Genomic DNA, 11,889 nt, shown 5'->3' with positions numbered 1-11,889 from the left:
TCAAAGCAGTGCTTTGAGCTGACTACGGCTAGCTTCCTAGTTTGCTCTTTGATTTTCATTGAGTATTGAATTATTTTATTTTCAAAGTATATCTTTTTTGGGAACAGAAAGCAAGAAAAAATTGACTGAAAGTGTCTCAGCCGATTGGAAAGGCTCGCTTTATCCTATAAAGCATCTTATTTTCTTCATTGAAAAAAGCCTTTCTTTCTGCTATAATCGTATAAAATACTTACTTTAGGAGTTCTTATGAAAGTTGTTAAATTTGGAGGTAGTTCTCTTGCCTCTGCTAGTCAATTAGAAAAAGTTTTAAACATCGTCAAAAGCGATTCAGAGCGTCGTTTTGTAGTCGTTTCTGCGCCTGGTAAACGCAATGCTGAAGATACTAAGGTTACGGATGCCCTGATTAAATACTACCGCGACTATGTTGCGGGTAACGATATTAGCAAGAGCCAAAGCTGGATTATCGACCGCTATGCTGCTATGGTTAGTGAATTGGGACTAAAACCAGCTGTGCTAGAAAAAATTTCTAAAAGCATTCACGCCTTGGCCACTCTTCCTATTGAAGAAAATGAATTTCTCTACGATACTTTCCTAGCAGCCGGTGAAAATAACAATGCCAAATTGATTGCTGCCTACTTTAACCAAAATGGTATCGATGCACGCTATATGCACCCTAGAGAAGCTGGGATTGTGGTCACAAGTGAACCTGGTCACGCTCGCATCATTCCATCAAGTTATGACAAGATTGAAGAATTGACAAACACCAATGAAGTCCTTGTCATTCCTGGTTTCTTTGGTGTCACTAAGGAAAATCAAATCTGTACCTTCTCACGTGGAGGATCAGACATTACAGGTTCTATCATTGCTGCCGGTGTAAAAGCCGACCTCTATGAAAACTTTACGGACGTTGATGGTATCTTTGCAGCCCACCCTGGAATCATTCACCAACCACACTCGATTCCTAAGTTAACCTACCGTGAAATGCGCGAGTTGGCCTATGCAGGCTTCTCAGTCCTTCATGACGAGGCTCTTCTTCCTGCCTACCGTGGAAAAATTCCTCTGGTTATCAAGAATACCAACAACCCTGACCATCCGGGTACTCGTATCGTTCTAAAACACAGTAGTGATGAATTTCCAGTTGTGGGAATTGCTGGTGACTCAGGCTTTGTCAGCATTAACATGTCGAAATACCTCATGAACCGTGAGGTTGGATTTGGCCGCAAGGTTCTGCAAATCCTGGAAGAACTTAACATCGGTTGGGAACATATGCCAACAGGTATCGACAATCTTTCTATCATTCTCCGTTCTCGCGAACTAACTCCCATCAAGGAAGAAGAAATCCTGCGTCAGTTGGTTCAAAAGGCTAAAGTAGATCATGCAGAAATCGAACACGACCTTTCTATCATTATGATTGTTGGTGAAAAAATGAAGAGCCATATCGGAGTGACTGCTACTGCGACACGCGCTCTATCTGAAAACAAAATCAACATCCAGATGATGTCTCAAGGTTCTAGTGAAGTTTCTATTATGTTTGTTGTCAATAAAGACCAAGAGAAAGCAGCAATTAAAGCCCTCTACAATGCCTTTTTTGAAGAAAGTAAGGAAGACTAAGCATGGCTCAATCACTTAACAAAACAGTACTCCTCAGTACGACAGGCACTTCCTACCTCTCTATCGCTGGGAAAGTTGGGAAATTCCTTGTCGGAGATCAGGCTTTGGAATTTTACCCCGATGTCAATGTTGAACAATTTATCCAGATTCCTTGGAGCCATATCAACCAAATTGGAGCCAATGTCACTGGGCGGAAAATCAGTCGCCACTTCGAAGTCTTTACAGACAAAGGAAAATTCCTCTTTGCTTCAAAAGACTCAGGTGCCATTCTCAAAATTGCTCGTGAAAAACTGGGTAATGACAAGGTCATCAAACTTCCGACCCTGATTCAGACAATTGGTCAAAAATTTAAAAATCTATTTGCAAAAAAGTAGAAACTTTAGTATAATCATAGCAACGGATAAGTAGGTTATCTTCTTCTTTCAGAAAGTCTGCGGATGCTGCGAGCAGATAGGAGGGATAGGTGAAATTCTACCGTTAATAACAATTACATACACAATCAAGTGCACACCTGTGAAGTTGGATGGAACCGTGGCCCTGCCACTCCAACGCTTTGTCAGGTGTGCTTTTTTCATAAAGGAGTTCTTATGTTAGATATCAAACGTATTCGTACAGACTTTGATGCTGTCGCAGAAAAATTGGCTACACGTGGTGTAGATGCTGCTGTCTTGAATGAGATGAAAGAAATCGATGCTAAGCGTCGTGACATCTTGGTCAAGGTTGAAACTCTCAAGGCAGAACGTAACACAGTTTCTGCTGAGATTGCCCAAGCCAAACGTAACAAGGAAAATGCAGATGACAAGATTGCTGCCATGCAAACTCTATCTGCTGAGGTCAAAGCCTTGGATGCTGAATTGGCAGCAATCGATGCTAAATTGACAGAATTTACCACTACTCTTCCAAATATCCCAGCTGACAGCGTTCCTGTTGGGGCGGACGAAGACGACAATGTGGAAGTTCGCCGTTGGGGGACTCCACGCGAGTTTGACTTTGAGCCAAAAGCTCACTGGGATCTTGGTGAAGAGCTTGGTATCCTTGATTGGGAACGCGGTGGTAAGGTAACAGGCGCTCGCTTCCTCTTCTATAAAGGCCTCGGTGCTCGTTTGGAACGTGCTATCTACAACTTTATGTTGGATGAACATGGAAAAGAAGGCTATACTGAAGTCATCACACCTTATATGGTTAACCATGACTCTATGTTTGGTACTGGTCAATATCCAAAATTCAAGGAAGATACTTTTGAACTCAGCGACAGCAATTATGTCCTTATTCCTACAGCTGAAGTTCCTCTGACAAACTACTACCGTGATGAAATCTTGGACGGCAAAGATCTTCCAATCTACTTCACTGCTATGAGTCCATCATTCCGTTCTGAGGCTGGTTCAGCTGGCCGTGATACTCGTGGCTTGATTCGTTTGCATCAATTCCACAAGGTTGAAATGGTCAAATTTGCCAAACCAGAAGAATCTTACGAAGAATTGGAAAAAATGACGGCCAACGCTGAAAACATTCTTCAAAAACTCAACCTTCCATACCGTGTCGTTGCTCTCTCTACTGGAGATATGGGCTTCTCAGCTGCGAAGACTTACGACTTGGAAGTGTGGATTCCAGCCCAAAATACTTACCGTGAAATCTCAAGCTGTTCAAACACAGAAGATTTCCAAGCCCGTCGTGCCCAAATCCGTTACCGTGATGAAGCAGATGGCAAGGTGAAATTGCTCCATACCTTAAACGGTTCTGGACTTGCAGTTGGACGTACAGTGGCTGCTATTCTTGAAAACTACCAAAATGCAGATGGTTCTGTGACCATTCCAGAAGCTCTTCGTCCATACATGGGTGGAGCTGAAGTTATCAGACCATAAAAAATAAGGTTTAGCTATTTCTAGCTAGACCTTTTTTCGTAACCAAATCAGATAAGCGCCTAATACAAAGAGCAAAATGATTAGGCAAATAACAGTTTCAGCCAGTACCAAATAATCCAAAAATGGAAGTTTCAAGATTCCCTGAGCCATCTTAAGCGAAGTAGCTGTGATAATAGTCGGGAAGGTGAGGGCTGAGAAGGCTGGTTGAAAACCTTGTTTTAAAATATTGGGTAGGCGAGTCAAAACAAAGAAAAAGAAGGATTGGGAAGCCAAAAGCATGAAAATCAAGACCCAAGTCGGTAGGCTGACTCCTCCAACTCGAACCAGGGAAGCCAAGAGTAGAGAAAAAGGAGCACAGTAGATTCCTTCTTGGCCAAGCAAGGCTAGTGGGAGTGGATGTTTCTTTAAATCGCTATAAATAAGGGGATAGAGATAGAAGGTTAGGAGAAAACCAAAACTCAAGGTCGCATAGGCGATTTCGATGATACCTACCAGAGGATAAGTCAAGGCAGCCACTGCTATCCCCACATAGAGAACCGTCCAGCTAGGAGTGGCATGAACCCTCTGACCTGGACAGGCAAACTTGATGGTAAAACCAGCAATCAAGGCCAAATCCAAGAGAAATGAAAACCACCAAAGTCCTTGCGCAACCAAAGGAAGATAAGAGAATACGCGAAAGACATAGGTCGATAAAATCATCCCAGCCATGGGAAAGGTTGCCATTCCTGACAAAAGAGGGGGCTTGGCCAATTCTTGCTTAATTTCCTTCCAGTTAAAGAGATGCAGAATTAGAAAGTACATCCACAAAATCAAACCTGTCAGACTAAAAAGATGGGACAGAACCGGCAACGTATCTAAAATAAGATTCCCAGCTCCTGCTAAACCTAGCAAACAACCTGAAAATACTAAGGGGAGTTTTTTCATCCTAACCTCCAATAATGATATTATCTTTAGTATATCATAAAAAGACTGGAATGAGATTCTAAAAAACGAAGTCCGATTATTTCAGACTTCATTTTTTGCTCAGATATGAATTAAGCATAAGGTTGCAATTCTGGGTTAATTGGGGTATTGGCTAGGTTGTTGGCATAGTTACAAAGGCTTGCTAGGCTGACACCAAGAACCACATCCAAGGCATTTTGTTGCGTGTAGCCAGCTTCTAAAAACTCAGCCAAGGCTTCATCTCCAACACGACCTTTGGTATTGATAACTGCCAAGGTAAACTTAGCTAGGGTATCCAATTTAGGATCTGTTTCAATTGGAGTACGATTGCGAAGAGCTTGAATCAAGTCATCATTCATCTGGATTTGTTTGATGGAAAAAGCTGTATGACCTGCGACACAGAAGGCACAACCATTTGTCACGGCTGCCGTGATTTGCACCACTTCACGCTCAACGGGTGTCAGGCTGTTGCGACGGTTGATAGATGCGACAGTTCGGTAGGCTTCTAAAGCAGTCGGGGCATTGGCCAAGAGACCGATTAGGTTAGGAATATAGCCATTGTTGTCTTTTTCTACTGTTTCAAGAACTTCTTTCACTTCTGCTGGTGCTGATTCTACTGTATGGATTGTAAATGTTGTCATAAGATACCTCTTTTCTTGTTATTGACACTAATATTATTGGAAAATCTTATAAAATCCTGATTCCTAAGTTTATTTAAGACAAAGCTTTATTCTCTCATAAGATTTTCGTTGTATATTAGTTTATCACACTTCCAATCACTTGCATAATATATATTATATATCAGCTTGATAAAAATCATTTATAGGCAAAAAAATCACACGCCATGTGTGATTTCATTATTTGTCAAAATACTTTTTAGTTTCAGCAATAACGACTGGCGACAAGACTAAGAGGGCAATCAAGTTTGGCAGAACCATCAAGGCGTTGACGATATCTGCGATAATCCAGACCATATCCAACTCGATAAATCCTCCCAACAAGACCATGAGCACAAAGACCACACGGTAGAGCCAGATAAAACGAACACCAAAGAGGAACTCGAAACAGCGTTCTCCGTAATAGTTCCAACCTAGAATCGTTGTGAAGGCAAAAAGTACAAGGAAGATGGTCAAGAGGGCAGGCCCAAAGTGTGAAAAGACTGTTGAGAAGGCTGACTGAGTCAAGGCAACCCCATTTAAGTCACCACTCCAAACACCAGTCACCAAGATGGTCAAACCAGTCAGAGTACAGATAATGAGAGTATCAATAAAGGTTCCTGTCATAGAAATCAAACCTTGCTCTACTGGTTCATTTGTCTTAGCCGCAGCCGCTGCAATGGGAGCAGAACCTAGACCAGATTCATTTGAGAACACACCACGCGCCACACCATTTTGAATAGCCATCCGAACGCTAGCACCAGCAAATCCACCTACCGCAGCAAGGGGACTAAAAGCCGATGTCAAGATTAAAGCGATTGTAGAAGGAATTTTCCCGATATTAAAGAAAATAACTGTAAGAGTTCCTAAGATATAAATGATAGCCATAAAAGGAACAACAGTAGTTGAAACCTTTGAAATGGACTTGAGTCCGCCAAAGACTGCAATCGCTACAAAAACAGACAAAACGAGAGCTGTGATGGCTGGTGAAATCATCGTTGTATTTTGGATAGATTCTGTAATCGAGTTGACTTGGGTGAAGGTTCCGATTCCCAAGAGAGCAACCAATACTCCTGCTACTGCAAACAAAACAGCAAGTGGTCGCCACTTTTCTCCCATCCCTAGAAGGATATAGTGCATGGGACCTCCCGCTACTGCACCATGGTCGTCCTTGGTGCGGTATTTGATGGCCAAGAGTCCTTCCGCATACTTGGTAGCCATTCCAAAGAAAGCCGCCATCCACATCCAAAATAGAGCTCCTGGTCCACCAACCTTGATAGCCGTCGCAACTCCTATGATATTTCCTGTTCCAACAGTTGATGCCAAGGCTGTACACAGAGCTGCAAAACTGGATACATCCCCATGTCCCTTATCCTGGATAAAAATAAGCTGAAAGGCCTTGGGCAGACGCAAAACTTGCAAGAGTCCTAGCCGAATAGTTAGGTAAAGCCCTGTTCCGACCAATAAAATCAAGAGGGGCGGTCCCCAAGCAAAAGCATCGATTGATTTAAGCAATTCTAACATTTCCTTCTCCTATCGTTTCAACCCCAAAAGAAAGAGCACATGCAAGATACATGTACTCTGGAATGCTTAGATAAATGCTAAAAAGCGGTCTATCCTAGCTCTGTCCTTTTACCTGAGAGTTTGAGCAGTTGCCTGCCTTGCCCCTTCGGTGCCTTTACGGTCTCTCCAGAGTTCCGTCCATTTACAGTCATGGAAAATCAAACGATTCCCCACTTCTATTAAACTTCATTCGGTGTTGGTATTTAATTGATTCTTATTTTACAAAAAATGTTGGCTTTTGTCAATGTGTTTATTAGTAAAAATTAGTTCAACAGTTTTTACGGTAACTTCTCAAAGTAACTTCCACTTGCTTGACCAAAGTGGAAATTAGTCTAAAACGGATTTTTATGGTGGAATTAAGTGTGAGACGTTTGAGTTAGAAATGAGGCTCACTATGACAAAACATAAACACCTTACCCTTTCAGACCGTAATGATATCCAATTAGGCTTAGAGCGCGGTGAAACCTTCAAAGCTATCGGACAGTCCATTCTAAAAGACCCGACCACTGTCTCCAAAGAAGTCAAACGAAACAGACGAGTCCGAGAGTCTACATGCCATAACCTTCCTTGCCCTCTACTTGACAAAACTCCCTTTGTCTGTAATGGATGTCCTCAAAGAAGACAGAATTGTGGCTATAAAAAGATCTTCTACCTCGCTAAGCAAGCTCAAAAGCAGTACGAACAAACTCTGGTTGAATCTCGTGAAGGAACTCCCCTCAATTCCAAGACCTTCTGGGACATGGACAAAGTCATTTCTGAGGGTGTTAAAAAAGGACAACACATCTATCATATCCTCAAAACTCACAATCTTGATGTCAGCTCCTCAACCGTCTATCGACACATCCGAAAAGGATACCTATCTATCGCTCCTATTGACCTAGCCAGAGCCGTTAAATTCAAAGAAAGACGGAAAAGTAAGCTACCTTCCATCCCTAAAGAAGCTAAAAAAGGCCGTTCCTATGAGGATTTCCAAAACTATTTAGCACTGAATCAACTAGACTCTTGGCTGGAAATGGATACAGTTATGGGGAGGATGGGAGGTAAAGTCCTACTCACCTTCAATCTCTCTTTCTGTAACTTTATCTTCGCTAGACTTCTGGATAATAAAACTACCCTTGAGGTTACCAAACACCTCTATGACATCAAGAACACTCTTCACCAAGCTGCCAAAGATTTCTTCCAACTCTTTCCTGTCATCCTGACAGATAATGGTGGAGAGTTTGCCAGGGTTGATGATATCGAAATGGATGTGCGAGGAGAGAGTAAGCTATTCTTTTGTGACCCTAATCGCTCTGACCAGAAAGGCAGAATTGAGAAAAATCACACGCTGATTCGCGACATTCTACCTAAGGGAACTTCTTTTGACAATTTAACTCAAGAGGACATCAATCTCGTCTGTTCGCATGTCAACAGCGTCAAACGTGCTGCTTTGAATGGAGAGTCAGCCTATGAACTCTTTGCATTTACCTATGGAGAAGAGATTCCTAAGCTTCTCGGCATTTCTAAAATACCTGCAGAAGACGTCTGCCAGTCGTCTAAATTACTCCAACATAAGTTCTAAAAACTAATCTTTAACCGCATTCAAACGTCTCACACTAACTTCCACCATAGCGGAACTTAATCTGAAACGCTTTCAGATGAGGGGATTTTGTGCGCTCTTTTTTTCGATTCATTTTGGCTACAAAAGCGATGAAATCAAGCATGAGTAAAACCAGTGGAACTTACCCTGACACGGATTTCCACTGGTTTTTAGGATTTTTATCAGACTAACTTCCACTTGGATTAGCGGTGGAACTTAGTTTGGGAATTTACCCAACAGTTTTTACTTTATGAATTCCGAAATATTTCTTATCCTTTAAAAGTCACAATAGTCGCACCACTGCCTCCAGCATTTTGTGGGGCATAGCCGAAACTCTTGACATGCTTGTTTCTTTGTAGGTATTTGGTGACACCTTCACGGATGACACCAGTTCCGATACCATGGATGATATCAACTTGGGCCATATTATTAAGCAGGGCTTGGTCGATAAAGGCATCTAGCTCATTCATGGCCTCTTCATAACGTTTGCCTCGAAGATCCAGTCTTGCTTGAGGTCCTCGTCCAGAAGTTCGTTTCACAACATTGACCTGTTTCTTCTTAACTTGTTTTTCTTGCTGGGCTTGAACAAGGTCAAATTCTTTCTCTTCTAAGGTCATCTTAATCAAGCCTACTTGGGCTTCCCAGCGGCCATCCTTGAGTTGACTGGTCAAGGTACCACGCTGTCCATAACTGAGAACCACGATATCATCTCCCACCTTTGGAACTCGTTTTTTCTTGGCCTTTTGAAGGACCTTGTTTTTAGACAAATCTACTTTTTCAGGAGCCAATTTTTTCAGCTTGGCCTTGGCTTCAATGATTTCATGGGGTTTAAGTTGAGATTTGCTGTGGAGATTTTTGAGAATCTGGTCACTCTCACTTAGGGCCATGTCCACAATCTCAGCAGCCTGTTCACGCGCCTTATTAAGCTCGGTTTCCTTTTCACGATTGAGTTCATTGTAGAGTTTTTTTAGCGCACGATTCATCTTGAGATTTTCTTGCTCCACCTCACGGATATTGTCCAAGCGTTTGCGACTCTCTAACGTCTGCTCTTCCAGTTGCTCAATAATCCGGTTGACATCATTGTCCTGATTGACCTGCTGACTGGCATCCCCTACGATAACTTCAGATAGGCCTAGACGTTTGGCAATCTCAAAGGCATTGCTTCGGCCAGGTACACCCTGCATAAAGCGATAGGTCGGGCGAAGAGTTGCAGTATCAAACTCCATGCTGGCATTTTGCACAAAGGCTGTCTCAATACCATAGGCCTTGAGTTCTGGATAGTGGGTGGTCGCCATGGTCTTGACTTGACGCAGGCGAAGGTCCTCCAGAATAGCCATGGCAAGAGCGGCTCCCTCTTGGGGATCTGTACCAGCCCCCAACTCATCTAAGAGCAAGAGCGAATGCTGGTTGACCTTGCCAAGAATATCCACAATATTGGTCATGTGGCTAGAGAAGGTAGACAAGCTCTGCTCAATAGATTGCTCATCGCCAATATCAGCAAAAATTTCTTCAAAAATACCAACACGACTTCCCTTGTCTGCTAAAATCGGCAGACCGGACTGGGCCATCACCTGTGTCAAGCCCAGAGTTTTAAGCATGATGGTCTTCCCACCTGTATTGGGACCTGTAATGACAATAGCTGTTAAATCTTGTCCAAAATGGACATCATTTGCAACGGCATTTTTGACCAAAGGATGGCAGACATGGAGCAGTTGAATTTCTTGATTTTCTGATATCTGAGGAACGACTGCTTGCCTTTCTTGGATAAAGCGAACCTTAGCACGAATCAAGTCCAGATGACCGATAATCCAAGCGTCATTAGCAATCTCAGCCGCATGAGGGCGAACACGCTCAGAAATTTCTTGGAGAATGCGAAGCATTTCATAGCGCTCATCTGCTCGCAAACTGGCAATTTCTTCGCTCAGTTTGACCACCTCACGGGGTTCGATATAGACGGTATTTCCACTAGCAGAAATATCATGAACGACACCTGCAATCTTATTGCGGTAGGTATTTTTGACTGGTAAAACCTGACGGCCATTTCTGCTAGCAACAATCCCTTCTGTCAACATCTGCGCTTTTTGCTTGAGCAGGTCCTGTAAAACATCGCGTACCTGACTCTCGCTATCATGGATTTTTCTGCGGATTCGCGCCAATTCTTCACTGGCAAAATTTTCAATGAAACCTGCATCATTAAAGGCTTGGAGATTTCCTTGTAATTGCGGAAAATCATGTAATTTCTCAAACCAAAGGGCTAATTCTTCCAAGCTGACATTTTCCAGATTGGCATAAAAACTTTGCAGCTCTCGGCTAGACAGAAGCACGCGCTTCAAGAGTAGGAACTCCTCAATATTGAGGTCTGCCCCCATCTCCAGCCGCTTGCAGACTCCTGCAATTTCCTTAGTTGCGAGAATGGTAAAATGCGGTTGCTCAACGAAAAGAGCCTGCATTTCCTTCATCTCAGCAAAAGCCTGTTTGATTTTATCTGCTTTGGCAGTTGGAGCTAGCTGTCTCAATTCCTCCAAGCCCTGCTCGGTCAACAAATGGGGCTCAAACAAGGCCTTGACCTTATTAAACTCTAATGTTTCTAATATTTTCTTATTCATCTTTATTTCCTTATCTTTGAATGTCTAGGTGTGGTAGCTTTTTACATTCTGATAGATTCTAGTCAATCTGTAAACAAAGGGCTAGGAAAACTCCTGCCCTTTTTATCCGATTAAATTTGTCACCCAGATTTGTTTGAGCCAACTGGTTGTTACTGGTATGCTCTGGATGATGTGTTTTGCGACGATACTCTTTTCAAGAGGATTTTGTATAGCTGCCATGGGGATGGTCGCCAAGATGGTCAAGGCCATTTGCAAGACAAATAAGGTCACCAACATGGACAAGATACCTGCTGAAACTTGGAACAACTTACCACCCAATTTTTTACTAGGGATCAAGTGTAATAGGAGACCAAGCAAACGACCGATGCTATAGACAATCCCAAATACAAGCAAGTAGCCGATCCCTGCATAAAAGACCTTATCCAACTGAAAGAGTTGATCCGATGGGAAAAAGAAAGTTCCCTGACCTTCCTGCGGATTTGCATAAGGGAGCAATAAGTGAAACTGCTCGCCAAGCCCCTTGTAAAACTGACCAGCCATAAAAGCAGATGCCATAGCTGAAATCAGGTAATAAACCTGTAAGAGCAGGCCTCTCCGATAGCCGATATAAAATCCCCAAGCCAAGACCAATAGAAGAAGGAGTGAAATCATAAGGAGTCCTCAATCTTGCTCTGTTCTTGCTTGCAAGTCACAAGCTTGTGACGGAGTTCTTCTAGCTCTTGCTCCTTATCGTCAAATTCAATCTCACGGCTGAGCTGAGTTGATAAACAGTTGACTGCCAACAAAAGAGCGATGGTTTCATCGTCTGCACTAGGCATTTGTTCTTTAATTGCTTGGTATTTTTCTGTCGCAACCTTGGCGATTTCCTCCATAAAAAGGTTATCATGCTCGCTTGTCAAGGTTAATGATTTTTTCCCGAATGTAAATTTGAATCGATTTAGATTTGCCATAAAATTCACCTCACGATATTATACCAAAATTCGCTAATTTTGTCAGTTTTTACAAATTTGCCTGCTTTTATGGTACAATAGAAACTATGGCAAGTATAACACGGGACTTTGACAGTTGTG

10 protein-coding genes and 1 riboswitch are annotated in these 11,889 nt (G+C 42.6%); of the genes, 4 read left to right on the top strand and 6 right to left on the bottom strand.

What is annotated here, in order from left to right; all coding sequences use genetic code 11:
* Window positions 1–246: 246 nt before the first annotated feature.
* The 3 genes from HT703_RS05580 (at window position 247) to serS (ending at window position 3,473) form a co-directional block, all read left to right on the top strand.
* The gene (locus HT703_RS05580) at window positions 247–1,611 is read left to right on the top strand and encodes an aspartate kinase (protein WP_172929967.1); all 1,365 of its coding nucleotides are present in this window, start codon (window positions 247–249) and stop codon (window positions 1,609–1,611) included.
* A 2-nt stretch (window positions 1,612–1,613) separates the two neighbouring features.
* A complete protein-coding gene (locus HT703_RS05575; RefSeq protein ID WP_000079356.1) occupies window positions 1,614–1,985 on the top strand; it encodes a DUF956 family protein in 372 nt (123 codons plus the stop codon).
* Window positions 1,986–2,198: 213 nt separating this feature from the next.
* Window positions 2,199–3,473, top strand: coding sequence for a serine--tRNA ligase (gene serS / locus HT703_RS05570; protein WP_023933119.1), 1,275 nt, complete (start codon window positions 2,199–2,201; stop codon window positions 3,471–3,473).
* Window positions 3,474–3,497: 24 nt separating this feature from the next.
* Here serS and HT703_RS05565 read toward each other — a convergent pair whose 3' ends face one another.
* The 3 genes from HT703_RS05565 to HT703_RS05555 form a co-directional block, all read right to left on the bottom strand.
* Window positions 3,498–4,397, bottom strand: coding sequence for a TDT family transporter (locus HT703_RS05565; protein ID WP_172929966.1), 900 nt, complete (start codon window positions 4,395–4,397; stop codon window positions 3,498–3,500).
* A 110-nt stretch (window positions 4,398–4,507) separates the two neighbouring features.
* Window positions 4,508–5,056, bottom strand: a complete 549-nt coding sequence (locus HT703_RS05560) for a carboxymuconolactone decarboxylase family protein (RefSeq protein WP_050223066.1) — start codon at window positions 5,054–5,056, stop codon at window positions 4,508–4,510.
* Window positions 5,057–5,272: 216 nt separating this feature from the next.
* A complete protein-coding gene (locus HT703_RS05555; RefSeq protein ID WP_054388007.1) occupies window positions 5,273–6,595 on the bottom strand; it encodes a sodium:alanine symporter family protein in 1,323 nt (440 codons plus the stop codon).
* A gap of 90 nt (window positions 6,596–6,685) precedes the next feature.
* Window positions 6,686–6,774, bottom strand: a riboswitch (glycine riboswitch).
* A 254-nt stretch (window positions 6,775–7,028) separates the two neighbouring features.
* On the opposite strand from HT703_RS05555, the gene HT703_RS05550 reads away from it, so the two are divergent.
* On the top strand, window positions 7,029–8,195 hold the full coding sequence (locus tag HT703_RS05550; protein ID WP_054388008.1) for an IS30 family transposase: 1,167 nt from the start codon (window positions 7,029–7,031) through the stop codon (window positions 8,193–8,195).
* Between the two features lie 287 nt (window positions 8,196–8,482).
* Here HT703_RS05550 and HT703_RS05545 read toward each other — a convergent pair whose 3' ends face one another.
* The 3 genes from HT703_RS05545 to zapA form a co-directional block, all read right to left on the bottom strand.
* On the bottom strand, window positions 8,483–10,819 hold the full coding sequence (locus HT703_RS05545; RefSeq protein WP_054393141.1) for an endonuclease MutS2: 2,337 nt from the start codon (window positions 10,817–10,819) through the stop codon (window positions 8,483–8,485).
* Between the two features lie 102 nt (window positions 10,820–10,921).
* Window positions 10,922–11,470, bottom strand: a complete 549-nt coding sequence (locus HT703_RS05540; RefSeq protein ID WP_000624509.1) for a CvpA family protein — start codon at window positions 11,468–11,470, stop codon at window positions 10,922–10,924.
* A complete protein-coding gene (zapA, locus tag HT703_RS05535) occupies window positions 11,467–11,769 on the bottom strand; it encodes a cell division protein ZapA (RefSeq protein ID WP_000002019.1) in 303 nt (100 codons plus the stop codon). The genes HT703_RS05540 and zapA overlap by 4 nt, the downstream gene beginning before the upstream one ends.
* Window positions 11,770–11,889 lie beyond the last annotated feature (120 nt).

Origin of the sequence: Streptococcus sp. 3874 (assembly GCF_013276425.1) — a bacterium.
Lineage (GTDB): Bacteria > Bacillota > Bacilli > Lactobacillales > Streptococcaceae > Streptococcus > Streptococcus pseudopneumoniae.
This window is presented reverse-complemented; position numbering and strand designations above follow the sequence as displayed.